Genomic DNA, 20,516 nt, shown 5'->3' with positions numbered 1-20,516 from the left:
TGCGTGCCGGACGCGGCTAGGGCTGCTTGCCGCGGGCCCGGCGGAAGCGGGCGAGCCCGCTGGACAGGTCGACGACGGGGGCGGGGTAATCGAGGGCCTCCCGGTCGGCGTCGGGCAGCTTCCACGGCTCGTGCACCAACCGCGCCGGGAGCCCGGCGAGTTCGGGTACCCAGCGCGTGACGTACGCGCCCTCGGGGTCGTACTTCCGGCCCTGGGCCACCGGGTTGAGGACCCGGTTGGGGCGGGTGTCGGTCCCGGTGCCGGCCATCCACTGCCAGTTGAGCTGGTTGTTGGCCACGTCCCCGTCGACCAGCCAGCGCAGGAAGTGCGCGGCGCCGATCCGCCAGTCGACGTAGAGGGTCTTGGTCAGGAAGCTCGCGGTGAGCAGCCGCGCCCGGTTGTGCATCCAGCCCTCTGCGCGCAGCTGCCGCATGCCCGCGTCGACGACCGGGTAGCCGGTGCGTCCCTCGCGCCACGCGTCGATGTCGTCGCCCGCGGTGCGCTCGGTGCGCCAACGGTCGTTCTTGCCGCGGTAGTCGGCGTGCGCGCACTCCGGCCGCGCGGCGAGCACCTGGCGGTGGAAGTCGCGCCACGCCAGCTGCCGGACGAACGCGTCGGCACCGGGCCCGCCGTGCTCGCGGGCGCGGTGCACGAGTTCCACCGGGGAGAGCGTGCCGAAGTGCAGGGCCGCGGAGAACCGCGAGGTGGCGTCGGCCGCCATGTCGTCGTGCGCGGTGTCGTAACCGTCGAGGCCGCCGCGCCAGTAGCCGGTCACCTGCCGGCGCGCCGCGCGCTCACCGCCCGGCGGCAGGCCGGGGGACACGTCGCCCGTTGCGTCACCGGCGGTCACCGGCCCGCCCTTCGGGCCGTCCGGCACGGGCACCCGGCGCGGGGCGGGCACCACCGGACGCAGCCGGACCTGGGCCCAGTGCCGGAAGTACGGGGTGAAGACGGCGAAGTGGTCGGAGGACGCGGGCGTGACCAGGCCGGGCGGCACCGCGACGGTGACCGCGTCATGGACGACGAGCCGGCGGCCCAGCCCTTCGAGTGCCGACCGCAGCGACTCCTCCCGGCGCGCGGCGAACCGGCTGTGCCCCGCGGACATGTGCACCTCGCCGGCGTCCACCTCGGTCACCACCCGGCACACCTCCTGCACCAGGTCGCCCGAGCGCACCACCAGCCGGCCGCCGCGTTCCCGCAACTCCGCGTCCAGATCGGCCAGGCAGCCGTCGAGGTAGGCGCGGCGGTTGGGCGCGGCGAACCCGGCGGCCTCCACGGCGCGGTCCCGTACGAACAGCGGCACCACCGCGTCGGCGCCCTCCAGGGCGGCGCGCAGCGGCGGATGGTCGGTCAGCCGCAGGTCCGCGGTGAACAGGACGACGGGGACAGGCATGGGGTCACCTTTTCGCGGGTGGGTCGGTGCAACGACTCCGGCTCGCCGCGGGCATGGGCGGCAGCGGGCGGAACGGGTGCGGTACGCGGGGGCCTTCGGGCCCGGTGAGTCGAACGAGCGGGCTCGGCGCAAGTGTCGGGACGCGGCCGCTCGAACGGCTGTGGGGGGCCTCCGCGATGGCGGGCCGACGGGGCCCCGCATGCCGGGATGCCGGGTTCCGATGCGCCGAACGGCCGTCCTGTGCACCGCCCTTGGGAACGGGGCGGCCTCACGTATGCGGTCCGCTTGTACCGTTCTTGCCGGAGGCGCCGTGTCCTGCCGGGGTACCCGGGCGCCCCGCGGTGGAGCGTTCCGCGGCGCGCACGATGTTGCGGGCCATGCCGCCGAACACGATGGCGTGGAACGGCGAGATGCTCCACCAGTACAGGTGGCCCGCCAGGCCGCGGGGGTGGAACACCGCGCGCTGCCGGTAGCGGACCCGGCGGGCGGCGCCGTCCCCGGCCGTCTCCACCCGCATCTCCAGCCACGCCAGACCCGGCAGCCGCATCTCCGCGCGCAGCCGCAGCAGCCGGCCCCGCACGATCTCCTCCACCCGCCAGAAGTCCAGCGAGTCGCCCACCCGCAGCCGCCGGGCGTCGCGGCGGCCCCGGCGCAGTCCGACGCCGCCGGAGAGCCGGTCCAGCCAGCCGCGCACGCCCCACGCCAGGGGGAAGGAGTACCAGCCGTTCTCCCCGCCGATGCCCTCGATGACGTCCCACAGCGCCGACGGGTCCACCTCCGCCTCGCGCGTCCGCACGTCGGTGTAGAGGCTGCCGCCCGCCCAGTCCGGATCGGTGGGCAGCGGGTCGCTGGGTGCGCCGGGCGTCGCGGCCGACGACCAGCGGGTGGTGACCTGCGCGTCGCGGATCCGCTGCAGGGCGAGCGCCACGGCGCGGTCGAAGCCGAGCGGATGACCCGGCGGGCTCGGCACGTACCGTTCGATGTCGCCGGTGCGGCACACCACTTCGTGCCGCAGCGACTCGGTGAGCGGCCGGGCGATCGCGGCCGGGACCGGCGTCACCAGGCCCACCCAGTGGCTCGACAGACCGGGGGTGAGGACGGGCACGGGCAGGATCAGCCGCCGCGGCAGGCCCGCCACGGCGGCGTACCGCCGCATCATGTCGAGGTACGTCAGTACCTCGGGACCGCCGATGTCGAAGGTGCCGCCGACCTCGCGGGGCAGGGTGGCGCAGCCGGCCAGCAGGCGCAGCACGTCGCGTACGGCGATCGGCTGGATCCTGGTGTGCACCCAGCGCGGGGTGACCATCACCGGCAGCCGCTCGGTGAGGTAGCGCAGCATCTCGAAGCTGGCGGATCCGGAGCCGATGATGACCGCGGCGCGCAGCACGACGGTCGGCACGCCGGAGGCGAGCAGGATGCGGCCGACCTCGGCGCGGGACCGCAGGTGCGGCGACAGCTCCCGCTCGGGCACCTCCTGCGGGGTCAGCCCGCCCAGGTACACCAGCCGCCCGGTGCCGGCCCGCTGCGCCTGCTCGCCGAAGACCCGGGCCGCCCTGCGGTCGGTGTCCTCGAAGTCCCGCCCGGTCCCGAGGGAGTGCACCAGGTAGTAGGCCACGTTCACGCCCCGCATGGCCCGTGCGACGGCCCCGGAGTCGGTCACGTCGCCCTGGACGATGTCGACCCGGTCCGCCCACTCCTGGTCGCGCAGTTTCTCCGGGGTCCGCACCAGGCACCGCACCTCGTGCCCGGCGGCCAGGAGTTCGGGGACGAGACGGCCGCCGATGTAGCCGCTCGCCCCCGTCACCAGGCACACCAGAGACCGCCCGTTCGCGTGCTGCCCGGTCCGTGGCGCGTCGTCGTCGCTGTTCGTCGATCCCATCCCTTTGATCATCGCTGCTGCGGTGCCGGAATGGCGGGCGCCACCCCCGCGCGGCGCGGACCGGGCGGAGGGATGCACCCGTGCGTGGGGGGCTGACGCCGGTGGCGCGCGGCCTGCGGCGCGTTCCCCGTGCCGCGGCGGCCCTTCGTGGTTTCGTTCCCGGTGGAGGCGGCGCCCCCGACCAGTGCCGGAGCCCGCGGACCCGCGCCCGGGGCAGGCGGAGGCCGCGACCCGCGTCCCGGTCCGGGGCCGGCCGGCGGGCGGAGGCGAGGAGCGGGGATGGCGCAGGACGGCGGCGGGCCCGAGGAGCCGATGGCGGCCCTCACCGCCGAGGGAGCCGCGGCGGCCGCCGTGCAGGAGCGCAAGCTGCGGCGGGGCCTGGGCTACTGGGGCCTGACCGCGATCGGCTTCTCCAACATCCTCGGCTCCGGCTGGCTGTTCGCGGCCATGTACGCGGCGCAGACCGCCGGGCCGGCGTCGCTGGTCTCGTGGGTGGCGGCCGGCCTGCTCAGCGCGCTGGTCGCGCTGGTCATGGTGGAGCTGGGCGCGACCCGGCCGGAGGGCGGCGGCACCGCCCGCTGGCCGCTGTACGCCAGCGGCCAGCTGGTGGGCACGATGGTGGGCTGGTCGGTGCTGCTGTCGGTGGGCGGGACCGCCGCGGAGATCACCGCGATCATGCAGTACGCCGCGCACTACCTCCCCGGCCTGTACAGCGGCTCGTCCCTGACCGCCCGCGGGCTCGGCCTGGCGCTCGGGCTGAGCGTGCTGCTCACCGTGCTCAACTGGTTCGGGGTGCGGCTGTTCGCCCGGGTCAACAACGCGGTGACGGTCTTCAAGGTGATCATGCCGATCGTGACGGTGGCCGCGCTGCTGGCCTCGGGCGCGCACGGCACCGGCCGGCTCACCGGGCACGGCGGGTTCGCCCCCTACGGCTGGGCGGCCGTCCTGACCGCGCTGTCGGCCGGCGGGATCGTCTACTCCGTCAACGGCTTCCAGGCCCCGCTGGACTTCTCCGGCGAGGCCCGCGACCCCCGCCGCACCATGCCGACGTCCGTGCTCAGCGGCATCGCCGCCTCCGTGCTGCTGTACCTGGGCCTCCAGCTCGCCTTCCTGCTGGCGGTGCCCGAGGGGCTGCTGGGCCACGGCTGGCGCGGTGTCGACTTCGACTCGCCGTTCGGGCAGCTCGCGCTGCTGCTCAACCTGCACTGGCTGGCCACGCTGCTCTACGCGGACGCGGTGGTCTCGCCCGGCGGCTCGGCGTACGTCGGCGTGGCCATCGACGCGCGGCACACGTACGCGCTGGCCAAGAACGGGCTGCTGCCGCGTCAGGCGATGCGGGTCGACGGCCGGTTCGGCATCCCGCACCGGGCGCTGGCGCTGAACCTCGCGGTGATCGTGGTGTTCCTGCTGCCGTTCAGCGGGTGGCAGAGCATCGTCGCCGTCATGGGCGACATGTACCTGCTGATCTATGCCTCGTCGACGGTGGCCGCGGCGGTGTTCCGGGCCGCGGGCGCGGACCGCGCGCCCGCGGTGGTCCCGGGGCTGGGCTGGATCGCGCCGATCGCCTTCGTCGTCTCCGGCGAGTTCGTCTACTGGTCCGGCTGGCACAACCTGCGGCTGGCGCTGCCGCTGGTGCTGGCCGCCCTGCCGCTGTTCCTGGTCCTGCGCCGCGACCGTGCGGCTGACCCGCTGACGGCCGAACTGCGCGACGGCGCCTGGCTCGTGGTCTATCTCGCGGGCCTGACCCTGCTGTCCTGGCTCGGCGGATTCAAGGGGTCGGGCCGGCTGCCCCAGCCCTGGGACTCGGTGACGGTGGCGGTGTTCTCCCTCACCGTCTTCGCCTGGGCGGTCGTCTCGGGCGTCCGCCACCAGGCCCGGGGCCAGTCCCCGGAATAGGCGGCGGCTGCCTGTGCCGCCTGGACCGCTCGGGACGGGCCGGCGGCGCGCGACGCCCGCTCGTGGAGCCGCGCGCAACTCCCGTTCCCGTCCGGCCGGAACGGGACGACCGCTCAGGGCGGCATGCTCAGGGCAGCATGTCCTCGATGAGGTCGGCGGCGCGCCGGGTGCCGCCCTCGGCCAGCGCCTCGGCGCGGAGCCTGGCGGACGTGCGGGCGACCTCCGCGTCGGCGACCAGCTCGTCCAGTGCCGCGCGCAGTGCCTGCGCCGTGGCGTCCGCGGTGTCGATCCTGCGGGCCACGCCCAGCTCCACCAGCCGGTCGGCGTTCATGAACTGCTCGGCGGCCTGGGGCACGGCGATCATCGGGACGCCCGCGAGGAGCCCCTCGCCGCAGCCGCCCATCCCGGCGTGGGTGACGAAGGCGTCCGCCTGCGCCAGGATCGCCCGCTGCGGGACCCAGGAGTGCACCTCGACGTTGGCCGGGATCCGGCCCAGCTCCGCGGGATCGGTGTGCCGGCCGATCTGGAGCACCACGTGCCAGCCGGGCAGGTCGCCGAACGCCGCCAGGCACCGGCGGTAGAAGGCGGGTTGGCGGGTGAAGGCCGATCCCAGGGAGATCAGCAGCACCTTCTCCGCGTCCTTGGGGCGGGTCCACGCCTCCGCGCCGGTCGCGGGGTCGAAGCAGGGCCCGACGAACGTCACACTGCCGGGGTCCACCCGGTCGGCATGCGGCTGCATCGCCCGCGTGATGAGCGCCAGCGCTCGTCAGGGAGGCCCGGAGAAGGCGTCCACGTCGGTGGTCGTGGCCCCGCAACCGGCCAGCCAGCGAGCGAACCTGTCCTGGTAGGCCGCGTGCCCCGGCAGCTGCCGGACGTGCGCCGCGACGTCCTGCTCGTAGCCGTCCCACGCCACGAAGGTGGGGGAGAGCTGGAGGACCGGGCGGTTCTGCGCCTCGGCGAGGGCGCGGCCGGCGTACGCGCCGATGTCGTACAGGTACAGGTCGGCAGGGTCGCGGTCGTACGCGGCGCGCAGGATGGGGAGGGCGCCGACGGCGTCGTCGAGGAAGAGGCCCATCGCGGCGACCGGGTCGGCCGGCCAGTCGCCGCCGGCGACCGGCAGTCCGGACGGGCAGGGCACGAGGTCGGCGCCCGCGGCGGTGATCCGGTCGGCTACCTCGGGGTCGTTGGCGTAGCTCACCCGGTGGCCGCGGGTGACCAGTTCGCGGATGACGGCCAGGCTCGGCAGGACATGGCTGACGACGGGGATGCCGACCATGGCGATATGGGCACGGCGACGGGACACGGGAGTTCACTCGCTTCGCTGGTCGGGACGGGCCGGGATGCGGTGTGCGGCAGGGGTGTCCGTCACCCTTGCGGGGCGTCGGGGGCGGCGGCGGCCAGGTCGTCGACGCTGCCCGACATCACCGTGCGCACATGCCGGGTCAGGTGCTCCAACGGCCAGTCCCACCAGCCGATGTCCAGGAGCCGGGCGATGTCGGCGTCGTCGTACCGGCGGCGGATGAGACGGGCCGGATTGCCGCCGACGACGCCGTAGTCCGGCACGTCCTCCACCACCACGGAGCCCGAGGCGACGACGGCGCCGTGCCCGATCCGCACCCCGGGCATCACCATCGACCGGTACCCCAGCCACACGTCGTGCCCGACGACGGTGTCGCCGCGCCCGGGCAGCCCGGTGATGAGGTCGAAGTGCTCGGCCCACGATCCGCCCATGATCGGGAAGGGGAACGTGGAGGGCCCGTCCATCCGGTGGTTGGCGCCGTTCATCACGAACCGCACGCCTTCGCCCAGCGCGCAGAACTTCCCGATGACCAGCTTCTCCGGGCCGTAGTGGTAGAGCACGTTGCGGGTCTCGAACGCGGTCGGGTCGTCGGGGTCGTCGTAGTAGGAGAACTCGCCGACCTCGATCAGCGGTGAGCTGACCAGGGGCTTGAGGAGCACCACCCGCGGCTGGCCGGGCATGGGGTGCAGAACGGTCGGATCGGCGGGGACCAGGGGCATGGCGGGTGGTTCCTTCCTGCGGGGCGGGCTGGTCGTGCCGCGCCGGGCACGTTCGGCCTCGCGCCGGCGCGTTCGGTCAGGCGGTCGCGCCCGGACCCGGCAGCGGGTCGACGTCGTTCGCGTGCATCGGCTCGCCGCAGCGGGCGCAGCGCAGGTCGGCGCCGCTGATCTCGCCGCACGTGTGGTGACGGTACAGCACCGGCGGACCGGCCTCGCCGGACAGCCACTTGTCGCCCCAGCCCGTCATGACCATGAGCAGGTCGACGAGTTCGGTGCCCTTCTGCGTCAGGACGTACTCGTGGCGCGGCCGCCGGTCGTAGGGGCGGCGTTCGAGCACGCCGTGGTCGACCAGGTGGTTCAGCCGCTCGGTCAGGACCTTCCGGGAGATCCCGAGGTCGGCCTGGAGCTGCTCGAACCGGCTGAGCCCGACCCACACGTCGCGCAGGATCAGCGGCGACCACGGCTCCCCGATGACGTCGAGGGTGCGGGCGATCGAGCACGCCATCCGGCTGAAGTCCGTGCGCTGCATGAAGGGATTCTAGCAATTGACGTTCCCTGAGGGAACTTCGACTGCTACGGTCATGGAGTCTCTTGAGGGAACTCCGAAAGGATCGTCGAGATGAGCAAGGTCTTCAGCGCGCACGCGGTGTCGGTCGACGGGTACATCACCGGCCGGGGCCCCGGCCCCGAGAGCGGACTCGGCGACGGCACGATGCTCTTCGACTGGTACTTCGGCGGGGACACGCCCAGCCGGGTCTTCGACGGCTTCCGGCTGAGCGCGCCCAGCGCGCGGGTCTTCGACGCCCTCGCCGGACGCGTCGGCGCGGTCGTGGCCGGCCGCAACACCTATGAGGACTCCGGCCGTTTCGGCGGTGGCGGCCCCCACCCGACGGCCCCGCTGTTCGTGGTCAGCCACCGCCCCGCACCGGAGATGACGGACCGCCAGACGCTCGTCACCACCGGCGTCGAGGACGCGGTCGCCGCGGCGCGCGAGGCCGCGGGCGGCAAGGACGTCGGCCTCATGGGCGGCGGCGTGGCGACCGAGGCGCTCAAAGCCGGCCTGGTCGACGAGGTGATCCTCCATCAGGTGCCGATCCTGCTCGGCGGCGGCCGGCCGTTCTTCCAGGAGTTGCCCGGGCACGTGCGGCTCCGCCTCGTCGATGCCGTCCCCGCGCCCGGCGTCACCCACCTCCACTACGAGGTCGAGCGATGACCGCCACCACCGGTACCGCCCCCACCGGCGGCCACCGCCCCGCCCGCACCCTTCCCGCCACGACCCCTCGCAAGGAGACGACCACCATGCTCGAACCCGAAGTGCGCCGCGCGCTGGACGCCACCTCGATCGCCCACCTCGCCAGCGTCCTCCCCGACGGCGGCCCCCACGCCGTCCCCGTCTGGGTCGGCACGCACGGCGACCACGTCGTGATCCTCACCGGCCCGGGCAGCCGCAAGGCCCGCAACCTGCGCCGCGACCCGCGGGTCGCGCTGTCCCTGACGGCGGCCGACGACCCGTTCCGGCCGGTGATGCTGCGCGGCCGCGTCGTCGAGTGGCTCGAGGGCGACGCAGCGTGGCCGATCGTCGACGGGCTGGCCGTGAAGTACACGGGCGGGCCGTACCCGCGGGGCCAGGAACGCGTCGTCGCCGTCATCGCACCGGAGCGGCAGACGGTGGGCGTCGGCTGAACGGCGCGGGGGGCGGCGTCAGATGCGCGCCGGTCGGCTCAGCCGGCCGTTCCCCCTGGACGCGCGGCGCCCGTGGCGCCGGCGGTGTCCCCGGCGCCGGAGCCGGCGGCACCTTGGGCGTCCTGGGCGTCCTGCGTGGCGGCCCAGGCGGACAGCAGGCGCAGGGCGTCGTGAGCCGGGGTGCCCGGGGCCGCGGTGTAGGCGGTGAGGGTCAGCCCGGGCTGGGCGGGCAGTGCCATCGCGTCGAAGTCGAGGGTGAGGACGCCGACTTCGGGGTGGCGGAACGGCTTGCTGCCGCAATGGTGCAGCCGCACGTCGTGCTTGGCCCAGGCGACGCGGAACTCGTCGCTGAGGGTGACGAGTTCGCCGATCAGCCCGGTCAGGTCCGCGTCGTGCGGGGCGCGTCCGGCCTCGGTGCGCAGCAGCGACACGGTGGTGTTGAGTGCGCGCTCCCAGTCGGGGAAGAAGTCGCGCCCCGACGGGTGCAGGAACTGGAAGCGGGCGATGTTCACCGGGCGCGGTGCGTCCGGCGCGAACAGGGGTGCGTACAGGGCGCGGCCGAGCCGGTTGACGGCGAGGAGGTCCAGCCGCCCGTTGCGGACGAACGCGGGGCTGTCCGTCATCGAGTCCAGCACGCGCCGGACGCTGGCGGGAACGGGACCTCGGACCTGGCGGGTGCTGCGGGCCGGCCGGGAGCGCTGCGCGGCCGCCAGGTCGTAGAGGTGGGCGCGTTCCGCGTCGTCGAGCCGCAGGGCACGCGCCAGGGAGTCCAGGACCTCGTCGGAGGCCCCGGCCAGCCGTCCGCGCTCCAGGCGCACGTAGTAGTCGATGCTCACACCGGCCAGCAGGGCGACCTCCTCGCGGCGGAGCCCCGGGACCCGGCGGTTGCCGCCGAAGGCGGGCAGCCCCGCCTCCCGGGGCGTGATCCGGGCGCGGCGCGACGCGAGGAACTCGCGGATCTCGTGGGCGGTGTCCATGCCTCCAGGCTAGAAGCGGGCCGGCGGACGTGGGAGGCACTGCCGGTACCTGGTACGGCAGTGCCTTCCGCACGGCGGTGACCTGCGGTTCTCTCGATGGGGAGGGGTCCGGGCGATGTCCGGGCCGCTCCGGCCCGCCGCTCGGGCCGCCCCGGGCTGCCGGACGGGCCGCCCGCGGGCAGGGTGGCGGGAAGACGCACCAGTCGCACCACAGGGAGTCATCAGATGGAACTGCTGAAGAAGCAGGCGACCGTGAAGCTGCCGGCCGAATGGTTCACCGGCGACGCCTACGCCGACGTGATCTACCGGGGCGAGGACCCCGCCAGGGCCCGCGCCAACGCCGTGCACTTCACCCCGGGAGCCCGTACCGCGTGGCACGCCCACGGCCTCGGCCAGACCCTCTACGTCGTCGAGGGCGTGGCTCTGATCCAGGCCCGCGGCGGGCGGATCCTCGAGGCCCACCCCGGCGACGTGATCTGGACCCCGGCCGGTGAGGAGCACTGGCACGGCGCCGCCCCCGACCACTTCATGACGCACATCGCGCTCTGGGAGACCGACGACGTCACGTGGCTCGACCACGTCACCGACGCCGAGTACGCCGGCCCGCGGGACCGCACGCGCGCCTGACGCCTCCGCGCCAGCCAGTGCATCGGACTCAGAATAGTTCTGAGTCCGATGTAATATGGGAGGTGGTGGCCCGAGCGGCACCGGGCCGACGGGCATGTCCGATGCGGTCCCCGCTCGCCATCGCATGGTGAGGAGGACCATTGGGCGCGCGTGTGCCGCATGCCGGAACGGACCGCGGGGGATGGCCCGCCGTCCTGCTCTACGAGCGGCGCCGTCCCGACGCCGTCCGGAAGCGCCCCGACGCCTGGCGCTTCGCCGTGGCGACGGTCTGCTTCGGGGCGTTCATGGGCCAGCTCGACGCGAGCATCGTCACGCTGACCTACGGCAGCCTGCGCACCGGGTTCGGGGCGCCGCTGGCCGCCGTGGAATGGGTCTCGCTGGCCTACCTGGTGACGCTGGTGGCGCTGCTCGTTCCGGTGGGCCGGCTGGCGGACGCACGCGGCCGCAAGCTCTTCTACCTCTACGGGTTCGTGGTGTTCACGGCCGCGTCGGCGGCCTGCGGCCTCGCCCCGTCGCTGGGCGCCCTGATCGGCTTCCGCGTGGTGCAGGCCGCGGGTGCTGCCATGCTCCAGGCCAACAGCGTGGCGCTGGTGACCACCAGCGCACCCCGGGAGAAGATGCGCGCCGCGCTGGGTGTGCAGGCGGCCGCGCAGGCCCTGGGACTGGCGCTCGGCCCGACCGTGGGCGCGGCACTGGTCGCCACCCTCGGCTGGCGCTGGGTGTTCGGCATCAACGTGCCGATCGGCGTGGTGGCCCTCGTCGCCGGGCACTTCCTGCTGCCGCGCACCCGCGAGCGCAGTCCCGTCCCGGCCTTCGACTGGTGGGGGCTGCTGTGGCTGTCCACGGCGACGACGGCCCTGCTGCTCGGCGTGTCCGCCGCGTCCGGACTTCCGCTGCCGCTGTGGGGCGTCGTCCTGCTGTTCGCGGCGGCCGTGGTGGCCGCGGTCGCCTTCGTCGTCCGCCAGGCAAGGGCCGCGGAGCCGCTGCTCGATCTCGCCCTGCTCAGGGCGCGGGCGGTCTCGACCGGTCTCGTCGGGGCGCTCAGCGGCTACCTCGTTCTGTTCGGCCCGCTGGTCCTGGTGCCGACGGTGCTGGGCCGGGCCGGGGTCTCCGAACTCCCGACGGGACTGGCGGTCAGCGCGCTGCCCGCCGGATTCGCCCTCGCCGCGGCCGGTGCGGACCGGGTGGTCCCGCCGTCCGCCACGGACCGGCACCGGTGCCTGGCCGGGGCGTGGGTCATGGTCGCCGCACTCGCCGGGATGCTCGTCGTGCCCGTGGGCGTCGGCTGGTCCGCGGCCCTGCTCGGCCTTCTGGGCCTCGGGCTGGGGCTGTTCACTCCGGCCAACAACGCCCTCGTGATGCGGGCCGTCCCGACCGCCGCCGCGGGCACCGGCGGCGGGCTGGTGAACATGACCAGAGGTCTGGGCACCGCCCTCGGGGTCGCGCTGGTCACCCTGGCGCTCCACCTGTCGCCGGCCGGGGGCGGGGCGCCCGCGGCCCGCGGCGGGGCGGTGCTGCTCCTGGCCGCGGCGGGCGTGGCGCTGCTCGCGGCCTGGCTCGGACCGCGCCGGCCCCAGCGGGCCACGGGGTGACAGGACGGCGGGCGGTGCCGGGCCGCCGCGCGGTGAACGACGGGCGCGCGGCGTCGGAACGGCGGACGGTGGCGGGCCGCGGGTTCGCGCACCGCGACGGGTGGCTGGCCGGTGCGGACGGCGCTGCCGCCCTCGTCTGCGCGGCGGGTGCCGTGGCCGGACGCGCCGTGTGGCTTGCGGTCCTGTCCGGCCTGTGGGCCGTCCTGGCCTGGCGGCAGTTCCGGCTCGCCCGCGGACGTCCCGGGAGATCTTCCTGCAGACGCCCCGCGAGACGCAGGAGGCCGCGTACGCCCTCGGCGCCACGCGCTGGGAGATGATCCGGCTGGCCGTGCTGCCCTACGCGCGGCCCGGCGTCATCAGCGCGGTCGTCCTCGGCTTCGGCCGCGCGCTCGGCGAGACCATCGCGGTGGCGATGGTGCTGTCGCAGACCTGGCCGCGCGCCTGCTCGCCTGGTGGAAGAGGCCGGGAGGGGCGTGAGCCCGGGCGCGGGCGCGTCGGCCCGCGCCCGAGACCGTCCCCGTCCGAGACCGTCCCGGCCCAGGACCGTCCCGGCCCGGGACCGTCCGCGCCCGAGATGCCTGCGCCCGCGACCGCGCGTGTCGTCCCGCCGACCGCCCCAGGAGGCCCCGATGACCCCGAACGGCACGACTCCCGACGGCCCCGAGGACCGCGGCGGCTACGTCCTCGTCCCGCCGAGCACCCAGGGCCGGCTCCGGCTCCTCACCGTCGGCCCGGTGCAACTCGACCTGGACGGGAAGCAGTTGCGGGTGGACGGCGAGCCCGTCCACGTCCCCCTCAAGGAGTTCAGGCTGCTGGCGGTGCTCATGGACAACGCGGGACGCGTCCTCACCCGCCGCCAACTCCTCGACACCTGCTGGGGTGTCGGCCATCCCGACGGCACCAAGACCCTGGAGGTCCACATCAAGCGGGTGCGCGAGCACCTGGCCGCGGCCGACCCGGCCCTCCGCGACCGGCTGCGCACAGTGCGCGGGTACGGCTACGTCTTCGACGTGGCGCCCCCGCGCCCGGCCGCTCCGCCGCGCGCGGCGGAAGACGAACCGGAGGACCGCCAGGAGTGAACGGCCGGCGGGTTTCCCGCCGGCGCCGGGCGGCCTGCCCCGGCGTGCTGCGGCCAGGTCGGCGCAGACCGCGCGGCCCGATACCCTCGGGGCATGCCCTCGCAGTCGCATCCCGAGGTCTCCGCGCCGGAGGCCCCCGCGGACCGGGTTCCGGACGCCCGCCTGCTCACCGACGCCGTCACCCGGCTGCGCCGCGCCCTGCGCGCGTCCATCCGCAGCGAGTACCCGTGGGAGAAGCTGCCCATGGCGCAGGTGGAGCTGCTCCAGGTGCTCGGGGAGCACTCGCCCGCCCGGATCGGCGACCTGGCCACCCGCCAGCGGCTGGCCGCGAGCACGGTCAGCGGGCTGATCGGCCAGATGATCACGTCCGGCCTGGTGGCCCGCGAGGTCGACCCCGCCGACCGCCGCGCCTCGGTTGTCACCCTCACCGAGGCCGGGCGGGAGCAGCTCACGTCCTGGACGCAGGCGCACGAACGCCGCCTGGACGCGGCCGTGCACGCCCTCGACGACGACGAGCGCGCGGCCGTCGCCGCGGCCCTGCCCGCCCTGTTCCACCTGGCCGAGTACCTCGGCGAACCGCCCGGGGGCGGCACGGCGGACTGAGCCCGGCGGACGGAGCCCGCGCATCGGACGGGCGGACGGCGCCCGCGGCTCGGGCCGGCATGAACGGGCCTGCGGATCCGGCCCGGGCGGCCGGTCCTGCGGGGCCGGAGCCGGTGCGTCATGATCGGGTCACGGAATTCCGCATCCCGGCGGGGGAGGCGGCGTGAGCGAAGGATGCCGATGGACCACAGCGCCGGGTTCCAGGAGATCCCCCCGACCACCCTCGCCGACCTGCTCAGCCGCGAGCAGGTCATGGACATCGGGATCCGCCCGCTGTGGACGCCCGTCCCGCGCGTCGCCGGGCCGGCGTTCACCGTGCGCTGCGCGCCGGGCGACAACCTGATGCTGCACGCCGCCGTCCACCGCGCGGAACCGGGCTCGGTGCTGGTGGTGGAGGCGGGCGACGTGGACTACGCGGTCGCCGGCGGGAACGTGTGCGCCGTCGCGCAGCGCCGGGGGATCGCCGCGCTCGTGGTCGACGGGGTGATCCGCGACCTCGCCGAGGTGCGCGCGATGGGCTTTCCGGTCTTCGCCCGCGGGGTGGTCCCGATCCCCGGTGCGAAGTCCGTCGTCGCGCCGCTGGGCGGCCGGATCCGGTGCGGCGGCGTGCGCATCGACGCCGGCGACGTCGTGGTGGGCGACGAGGAGGGCGTGGTCGTCGTTCCCGCCGCACGCGCGGCGGAGGTGCTCGACGGCGCCCGGGCCAAGCTCGCCAAGGAGGCCGGCGAGTCGCTGGACGACTGGGAGCGGGCGCACCGGGCCCGCATCGACCGGATCCTGGCGGAGAACGGCTGGACCGGCTGACGCCGCCGTCCGCCCCCCCGCTCGGCGTTCGCGTGGTCCCGTGCAGCACGGGCACGCAGGTGCGGCAACCGAACGGGACCGCCGTGCGTGGTGGTGGGGGAGGACGGCAGTGCGGACCAGCGGTGGCGGCTCGGGGCGGGCCGCAGGTAGGGGTGCAGTGGTGCGGTGGCGCGGCAAGGGACGGGCAGCGAAGCCGGAGCGGGAGCCCCGGCAGCCGCAACGGCAAGGGCAGGGACAGCGGCCCGCGCAGGCACCACGGCAGGGGCAGGTACGGGAGCCGGCACGCCGGAACGGCCGGACGGCCGACGAGGCGCTGCGGGAGCAGCTGACGGCGGCCGCCGCCCAGGCGGAACACCTCGGCCGCGCGGGCCACCCCGCCCAGGCGGCGAACCGCTACCGGGCCCTGGTCGAGGACGCTGCCACCCGGCTGCCGGAGGACGACCGCTCGCTCCTCCTGATGCGCCACCAACTCGCGCACTGGGTAGGGGAGTCCGGCGAGGCCGACGCCGCCGTGGAACTGTTCGCGGCGCTGCTCGCCGACCGCGAGGCCCACCAGGGCGCCCACCACGCGGACACCGAACTGGCCCGCCACCAGCTCGCCCACTGGTACGGCCGGGCCGGCCGCCACGACGAAGCGGTCCGCCGCTACACGGCCATGCACGCGGAGGCCGAGCAGGCCGGCCGCACCGAGACCGCGCTCGACCTGCTCTGCAACGTCGGCCACTGGCAGCAGGAGGGCGGCGACACCGCCTCCGCCCTGCGCACGTTCACCCGCATGCTCCAGAGCGCGGAGAGCGCGCTGGGCTCCGCACACGGCACCGCGGCCATCGCGCGCCAGCAGTACGCCGCCCTCGCCGGGGACCTGCCGTTCGGCCACGACCGCGGCCACGACAGCCTGCGCGACCTGCGGGCCGCCGCGGGGGAGGTCGAACGCTCCGGCGATCTGCCGCGCGCGGCCCGGATGTACGGGCGGATCGCCGAGAAGTCCGAGTACCTGTACGGCGTCGGAAGCTCCCAGGCGCTGGACGCCTGGGTCGCGCAGGCGCAGGCGACTGTCTCCTCCGGCGCTCTCGGCGAGGCCGCGGAGGTTTTCCAACGGGTGCTGGACTGCATGGAGTTGCGCGGCAACGGCCCGGGGACACCGGAGTTCGAGGCGCTGAGCGACCAGCGGGACGGGCTGGCCCGCTCCGGGCGGCGGGTCGCGCTCCGCCTCACCCGGGACGCGGCCGCCGCGCTCGCCGCCCAGGTGCGGACCGCGCCCGGCATCGCGTTCGGCATCCTGCTGTCCGCGCCGGGCAGCCGGTCCACCACCCGCGTCCAGGTGCTGCGCGACCGCGACGGCGGCATCGGACCGGACGGTCTCGGACCGGATCAATGGGCCGCGCTCGTCGGCGAGTTCACCCGCCGCGGGCAGCAGCCGCTCGCCTTCTACACGGCCCGGCCCGGCCGCCGTCCGGCGCCAGGGGACGCCCGGCTGGCGGCGCTCCTGGGACTGCCCGGCCTGTACGCGTCCGCCGGGGAGGACGGCACGGTCCACGCCGAGGGGTACGCCTTCGACGGCGCCGAGCCGGTCGCCGCGCACGTCGTCGTCGAGTCCGGCGAGCCTGCGGAGGGCGGTACCGGCGCGGGCCGGGGGCCCGCCGCGCGGCGGGCGGGCGGCGCCGGCTCCCGCACCGACCGCGGTGCCGGGCGGGCGGCCGCGGCCGGCGCCGGCGCCCCCATGCCGTTCAACTCTGGTGCGGTGGCGATCGGTACGTGGCGCGAGGTGCGGCGGGCGCTCCCGGCGCGGGCCGCGGACGACCCGGCGGCCTTCGGCCCGTACCAGGTCATGGAACTCGTGGGCGAGGGCGGCTTCGGGCGGATCCACCTGTGCCAGGACGGCGACGGGATCCTGGTGGCCGTCAAGACCCTCCATGCCGAGTACGCCGCCGACCCCGAACTGCGGGAGGACTTCGCCCGCGAGGTGCGGGCCGCGCGGCGCGTGGAAGGGCGGTTCACCGTGCCCGTGGTCGCCGCGGACACCGACGCCGCCACGCCGTGGATGGCGGTCCCCTACGTGGCGGCGCCGTCGCTGCGCGAACTCATCGCGCGGACCGGCCCGTTGGATGAGGCGAGCGTGCGCGCGGTCGGTGCCGGCATCGCCACCGCCCTGACGGCCGTCCACGCCCAGGGCATCGTCCACCTCGACCTCAAACCCGCCAACGTGCTGATGACGGAGGACGGTCCGCGCGTCATCGACTTCGGCATCGCCCAGATCGCGCGGCTGACCGCGCCCAGGCAGGGTTTTGCCGGCACCTACCCGTACGCCTCGCCCGAGCAGTTGCGCGAGGAGGAGCACTTCACGCCCGCGAGCGACGTGTTCTCGCTCGGCACGCTGCTGGCCCAGCTGTCGCTCGGCCGCAACCCGTGGGGCGGCGGGGAGGCGGTCGAGCTGATCGTGCGGATCTGCTCGGGGGAACCGGACCTCGCTGGGATGCCGGCGGGGCTGGCGTCCGTCGTCCGCCGTTGCCTGCGGCGGGACCCCGCCGAGCGGCCCACGCCCGCCGAAGTGGCGCAGGCACTGCTGCCCGGCACCCCGGCCGAGCGGATCGCGGCGCCCCCGCTGCCCGACCGGGCCCGGGGCCTCATCCGCGAGCACGCCGCCCGCCCGGTCGCGGCCACGGCCGGCCGGAGCGCGGGCGGCGAAGGCGGGCAGCCGGACGCCTCCGGGCACGAGGTACGGGACGCCGTCCCGGCGGAGGTGCGCGGCGCGTCCGCGCAGCAACGGCAGGACGAGCAGGACGAGCAGGTTCAGCAGGACGCGCGCGACGCCGTCCCGGCGGGCATCCGCGACGCCGTGCCGCAGGAGGAGCACGCCGTCCAGGACGCCCCGGGCAGCGCCGAGTTGAGGGCGGCACCCGAGTCCGCGCGCGAGGCGACCCGCCGGATCGCCCGCGACCTCGGCGTCCGCATCCAGCGCTGGGAGAAGGACGGCGCCCGCAGCGACGACTCCGCCCGGGTACGGCGGGAGTGCGCCGCGTTCCGCGACGAGGCGCGCACCCTGCTCGGTGCCCGGCACCCCCTGACCCTGCGACTGGACCTGTCAACTGCCCTGCTGAGCGCGGATCCCGGCAGCGCGGACCGGCTAGGCGCCCTCGTCCGGGACGCGGCGTCCGTGCTGGGCCAGGGCCACCCCGCGGTGGTTCAGGCCCGCACGCTCCTCGCGCTGCTGGCCCAGGACACCCGGACCGCAGGCTGAAGGAGCACCTGGTCCCTGTGCATGAGCGCCCCCCGTCCCGGGGCACCGAACCGCCGCCGACTCAGTGCCTCCGAACGGCACTTGACCGCACCCGCCCGGTGGGCGAGCGGCAGCGGCGGGCGGTTCCACGGCCCGTTCCACCGGCCAACTGCCGTGGGGGCGGGCGCACAGGGCCGTTCTGGCATGATGCGCTGTCAGTGGCCGGGGAGATCGGTGATGTCACAGGGAGGAGCGAGCCGTGTTCGACGTCCTGGGACCGGAGGACCCGGAGCAGGTCGGGCGGTACAGGATCGTCGCGCGGATCGGCGCGGGCGGCATGGGGCAGGTGTTCCTGGGGCGCTCGCCCGGCGGGCGCCCCGTCGCGGTGAAGGTCGTCCGGCCGGAACTGGCCGGGGACGGTGACTTCCGGCGCCGCTTCGCCCGCGAGGTGACGGCTGCCCGGCGCGTGAACGGGGCCTTCACCGCGGGCGTCGTCGACGCGGACCCCGACGGTGCGCCCGCGTGGCTGGCGACCGTCTACGTCGCCGGGGTCTCCCTGGGCGAGGCGGTGGCCGTGCACGGGCCCTGGCCCGCCGAGCCGGTCCTGGCGCTCGGCGCGGGCCTCGCCGAGGCCCTGGAGGCGATCCACGCGGCCGGTGTCGTCCACCGCGACCTGAAACCGTCCAATGTGCTGCTGGCGCCCGACGGCCCGCGGGTGATCGACTTCGGCATCTCGTCGGCGAGCGAGGCCAGCGCGCTGACCCACACCGGCATGACGATCGGCACCCCCGGCTTCATGTCGCCGGAGCAGCTCACCGGCGCGCCGGTCGGCCCGGCCAGCGACGTCTTCGCGCTCGGCGCGGTCCTGGCGTTCACCGCCACCGGCGTGGGCCCGTTCGGCACCGGCACCCCGCACGCCCTGCACTTCCGGGCGGTGTACGAGGAGCCCGGCCTCGACGCCCTGCCGGCCGAGGTGCGCGACCTGGTGGCGGCCTGCCTGGCGAAGCGGCCTGAAGAGCGGCCGTCGGTGGGGGAGTTGCTCCACCTGATGGGCACGCGGGGCGACAGGGCGGCGTCCGACGCGACGCTGCTGCTGACCGAGGGCTGGATGCCGGAGGCGGTCAACCGCCTCGTCCGGGACCGCACCGCGACCGGGCTGCCCCGCAACGCGGCCGCCGAACCGGCCGCGGTTCCCGATCCGGGCCCGGCGACGGCCCCGAACGCGACCCCTGCCCCGAACGCGGGCCCCGGGCGGAACCCCGCCCCGGTGCTGGCACCGACGCCGGCCCCGACTCCCCGCCCCACCCCCACCGTTGCCGACGCCGCCGCGGCACCGCGGAGTCCGGTCGCGCCTCCCGCGACGCCGGACCTACCTCACGCGCCGACGGTGCACGCCGCCGCCGGTCAGCCGGCTCCGGCCGCATCGCCGGCACTCGCCCCCGTCCCCGGCCTGCACGAGGCCCTCACCGAGACCGGCGATCAGGCCACCCCGGGCCTCGTCCCACCGCCGGCGCCGTCCGATCCGGCGCCGTCCGACCCGCTGCCCGACGACGCGGCGGCCGAGCCCGCACCACCGGTGATCGCGTACCCCGGCGTCCTTCCCGGCCCCCTCTCCCGGCGCGGCGCCCTCCTCGCCCTGACCGGCACCGCGCTGGCCGGGGGAGTGGGCATCGCCCTGTGGAAGGCCACCGGTGACGGCTCCCGCTCAGCCGGCTCGCCCGCCGCCGGCGGGTCCGCGACCACCCGGCCGGCGTCCTCCACACCGCAGCCGACGTTCCGACCCGGCCAGAAGCGCTGGGAGTTCGACGCCGGCGATCAGGTGGAGACGACGCCGACCGTCGTCGGCGGGGTCGTGTACGTCGGCAGCAACGACCACAGCTTCTACGCCGTCGACGCCGCAACGGGCAAGCAGCGCTGGGCCTTCGCCGGCGAGGGCCTGATGCGGTCGACGGCGGTCGTCGCCAACGGCCTGGTCTACGCCGGCAGCACCGACGGCAACCTGTACGCCATGGACGCCGCAACGGGCAGGAAGCGCTGGGCCTTCGCCACCGGCGGCTCCGTCGACTCCTCGCCCGCCCTCGTCGACGGCCTGCTCTACTTCGGCAGCACCGACGCGAACATGTACGCGGTGGACGCCCTCACCGGGAAGAAGCGCTGGAGCCGCCATTTCCCGCGGGACGGCCTGATCGAAGTGTCGCCCGCCGTGGCCGGCGGCCTGGTCTACACCGCCACCCTGGACCACTTCCTGTACGCCCTGGACGCCGCCACCGGCAAGGTGCGCTGGACCTTCTGGACGGGCGACGTCGTCGGCTCGTCGGCGACGGTCGCGAACGGCGTGGTCTACTTCGGCAGCCTCGACCACCACCTGTACGCGGTCGACGCCGCCAAGGGCGGCAAGCGCTGGGCGTTCGAGGTGGACGGCGTCAACTCCACGCCCACGGTCGCCGGCGGGGCCGTCTACTTCGGTGCCGACGACGAGCGCCTGTACGCGCTCGACGCGAGGACGGGCGCCAAGCGCTGGGCCTTCCGCACCGGCGACCTCGTCGACTCCAGCCCCGCCGTGGCGGACGGCGTGGTGTACATCGGCAGCGACGACAGCCACCTGTACGCGGTGGACGCCGTGACGGGCAGGCAGCGGTGGGCCTTTCCCACGAACGGCGGTGCCTGGTCGCCGGCCGTAGCGGACGGCGTCGCCTACGTGGGCAGCAAGAGCGGTCTCGTCTACGCCGTGCAGACCTGAGTGCGGT

The 20,516-nt window shown here is 75.5% G+C and carries 15 protein-coding genes and 2 pseudogenes; 11 read left to right on the top strand and 6 right to left on the bottom strand.

The genetic code is table 11. From position 1 onward, the window contains the following. Positions 1-16: 16 nt before the first annotated feature. Both ACH4TG_RS12900 and ACH4TG_RS12895 read right to left on the bottom strand, forming a co-directional pair. Positions 17-1,393 carry a cryptochrome/photolyase family protein gene (locus ACH4TG_RS12900; protein WP_398242257.1) on the bottom strand — a complete coding sequence of 459 codons (1,377 nt, stop codon included), beginning with the start codon at positions 1,391-1,393 and terminating at the stop codon, positions 17-19. Positions 1,394-1,661: 268 nt separating this feature from the next. Next, positions 1,662-3,272, bottom strand: coding sequence for an SDR family oxidoreductase (locus ACH4TG_RS12895; RefSeq protein WP_398242256.1), 1,611 nt, complete (start codon positions 3,270-3,272; stop codon positions 1,662-1,664). Positions 3,273-3,584: 312 nt separating this feature from the next. Between ACH4TG_RS12895 and ACH4TG_RS12890 the strand changes: the two genes are divergently transcribed. Further along, positions 3,585-5,168 (top strand): APC family permease, encoded by a 1,584-nt coding sequence (locus tag ACH4TG_RS12890; protein WP_398242600.1) that lies wholly within the window; start codon positions 3,585-3,587, stop codon positions 5,166-5,168. A 127-nt stretch (positions 5,169-5,295) separates the two neighbouring features. Here ACH4TG_RS12890 and ACH4TG_RS12885 read toward each other — a convergent pair. The 3 genes and pseudogenes from ACH4TG_RS12885 to ACH4TG_RS12875 all read right to left on the bottom strand — a co-directional run bounded on the left by ACH4TG_RS12885 (position 5,296) and on the right by ACH4TG_RS12875 (position 7,716). Further along, positions 5,296-6,444 (bottom strand): annotated as a pseudogene (locus ACH4TG_RS12885) (macrolide family glycosyltransferase). A gap of 89 nt (positions 6,445-6,533) precedes the next feature. Next, entirely contained in the window at positions 6,534-7,187 is a 654-nt protein-coding gene (locus tag ACH4TG_RS12880; RefSeq protein ID WP_398242255.1) for a CatB-related O-acetyltransferase, read from the bottom strand. Between the two features lie 76 nt (positions 7,188-7,263). After that, on the bottom strand, positions 7,264-7,716 hold the full coding sequence (locus ACH4TG_RS12875) for a winged helix-turn-helix transcriptional regulator (protein WP_398242254.1): 453 nt from the start codon (positions 7,714-7,716) through the stop codon (positions 7,264-7,266). A 90-nt stretch (positions 7,717-7,806) separates the two neighbouring features. Here ACH4TG_RS12875 and ACH4TG_RS12870 point away from each other — a divergent pair, with 90 nt between their 5' ends. After that, on the top strand, positions 7,807-8,400 hold the full coding sequence (locus ACH4TG_RS12870) for a dihydrofolate reductase family protein (RefSeq protein WP_398242253.1): 594 nt from the start codon (positions 7,807-7,809) through the stop codon (positions 8,398-8,400). After that, positions 8,397-8,870, top strand: a complete 474-nt coding sequence (locus ACH4TG_RS12865) for a PPOX class F420-dependent oxidoreductase (RefSeq protein ID WP_398242252.1) — start codon at positions 8,397-8,399, stop codon at positions 8,868-8,870. The genes ACH4TG_RS12870 and ACH4TG_RS12865 overlap by 4 nt, the downstream gene beginning before the upstream one ends. 38 nt (positions 8,871-8,908) lie before the next feature. Here the strand turns inward: ACH4TG_RS12865 and ACH4TG_RS12860 are convergent, their stop codons facing one another. Beyond that, positions 8,909-9,847, bottom strand: a complete 939-nt coding sequence (locus ACH4TG_RS12860) for a helix-turn-helix transcriptional regulator (protein ID WP_398242251.1) — start codon at positions 9,845-9,847, stop codon at positions 8,909-8,911. Positions 9,848-10,072: 225 nt separating this feature from the next. Between ACH4TG_RS12860 and ACH4TG_RS12855 the strand changes: the two genes are divergently transcribed. The 8 genes and pseudogenes from ACH4TG_RS12855 (at position 10,073) to ACH4TG_RS12820 (ending at position 20,509) form a co-directional block, all read left to right on the top strand. After that, positions 10,073-10,474 (top strand): cupin domain-containing protein, encoded by a 402-nt coding sequence (locus ACH4TG_RS12855; protein ID WP_398242250.1) that lies wholly within the window; start codon positions 10,073-10,075, stop codon positions 10,472-10,474. A gap of 140 nt (positions 10,475-10,614) precedes the next feature. Then, positions 10,615-12,066, top strand: coding sequence for an MFS transporter (locus ACH4TG_RS12850; protein WP_398242249.1), 1,452 nt, complete (start codon positions 10,615-10,617; stop codon positions 12,064-12,066). A 100-nt stretch (positions 12,067-12,166) separates the two neighbouring features. Continuing rightward, positions 12,167-12,481 (top strand): annotated as a pseudogene (locus tag ACH4TG_RS12845) (ABC transporter permease subunit); the annotation flags it as partial. Positions 12,482-12,695: 214 nt separating this feature from the next. Then, on the top strand, positions 12,696-13,145 hold the full coding sequence (locus ACH4TG_RS12840; protein WP_398242248.1) for a winged helix-turn-helix domain-containing protein: 450 nt from the start codon (positions 12,696-12,698) through the stop codon (positions 13,143-13,145). A 93-nt stretch (positions 13,146-13,238) separates the two neighbouring features. Then, positions 13,239-13,748 (top strand): MarR family winged helix-turn-helix transcriptional regulator, encoded by a 510-nt coding sequence (locus tag ACH4TG_RS12835; RefSeq protein WP_398242247.1) that lies wholly within the window; start codon positions 13,239-13,241, stop codon positions 13,746-13,748. A gap of 180 nt (positions 13,749-13,928) precedes the next feature. Further along, positions 13,929-14,552 (top strand): RraA family protein, encoded by a 624-nt coding sequence (locus ACH4TG_RS12830; protein WP_398242246.1) that lies wholly within the window; start codon positions 13,929-13,931, stop codon positions 14,550-14,552. A 157-nt stretch (positions 14,553-14,709) separates the two neighbouring features. Next, entirely contained in the window at positions 14,710-17,790 is a 3,081-nt protein-coding gene (locus ACH4TG_RS12825) for a protein kinase (RefSeq protein ID WP_398242245.1), read from the top strand. A 238-nt stretch (positions 17,791-18,028) separates the two neighbouring features. After that, positions 18,029-20,509, top strand: a complete 2,481-nt coding sequence (locus tag ACH4TG_RS12820; RefSeq protein ID WP_398242244.1) for a PQQ-binding-like beta-propeller repeat protein — start codon at positions 18,029-18,031, stop codon at positions 20,507-20,509. Positions 20,510-20,516: the final 7 nt, after the last annotated feature.

Origin of the sequence: Streptomyces sp. NPDC020917 (assembly GCF_044333795.1) — a bacterium.
Taxonomy (GTDB): Bacteria; Actinomycetota; Actinomycetes; order Streptomycetales; family Streptomycetaceae; genus Actinacidiphila.
Note: the sequence above shows the minus strand (reverse complement) of the source record. Positions and strands in the feature narration are given on the sequence as shown.

Bases quoted from the DNA above. Each gene is read 5' to 3' on its own strand.
- ACH4TG_RS12880 (WP_398242255.1), bottom strand. From the start codon at position 7,187: ATGCCCCTGGTCCCCGCCGATCCGACCGTTCTGCACCCCATGCCCGGC.
- ACH4TG_RS12890 (WP_398242600.1), top strand. From the start codon at position 3,585: ATGGCGGCCCTCACCGCCGAGGGAGCCGCGGCGGCCGCCGTGCAGGAG.
- ACH4TG_RS12830 (WP_398242246.1), top strand. From the start codon at position 13,929: ATGGACCACAGCGCCGGGTTCCAGGAGATCCCCCCGACCACCCTCGCC.
- ACH4TG_RS12860 (WP_398242251.1), bottom strand. From the start codon at position 9,847: ATGGACACCGCCCACGAGATCCGCGAGTTCCTCGCGTCGCGCCGCGCC.
- ACH4TG_RS12855 (WP_398242250.1), top strand. From the start codon at position 10,073: ATGGAACTGCTGAAGAAGCAGGCGACCGTGAAGCTGCCGGCCGAATGG.
- ACH4TG_RS12840 (WP_398242248.1), top strand. From the start codon at position 12,696: ATGACCCCGAACGGCACGACTCCCGACGGCCCCGAGGACCGCGGCGGC.
- ACH4TG_RS12865 (WP_398242252.1), top strand. From the start codon at position 8,397: ATGACCGCCACCACCGGTACCGCCCCCACCGGCGGCCACCGCCCCGCC.
- ACH4TG_RS12895 (WP_398242256.1), bottom strand. From the start codon at position 3,272: ATGGGATCGACGAACAGCGACGACGACGCGCCACGGACCGGGCAGCAC.
- ACH4TG_RS12900 (WP_398242257.1), bottom strand. From the start codon at position 1,393: ATGCCTGTCCCCGTCGTCCTGTTCACCGCGGACCTGCGGCTGACCGAC.
- ACH4TG_RS12835 (WP_398242247.1), top strand. From the start codon at position 13,239: ATGCCCTCGCAGTCGCATCCCGAGGTCTCCGCGCCGGAGGCCCCCGCG.
- ACH4TG_RS12870 (WP_398242253.1), top strand. From the start codon at position 7,807: ATGAGCAAGGTCTTCAGCGCGCACGCGGTGTCGGTCGACGGGTACATC.
- ACH4TG_RS12875 (WP_398242254.1), bottom strand. From the start codon at position 7,716: ATGCAGCGCACGGACTTCAGCCGGATGGCGTGCTCGATCGCCCGCACC.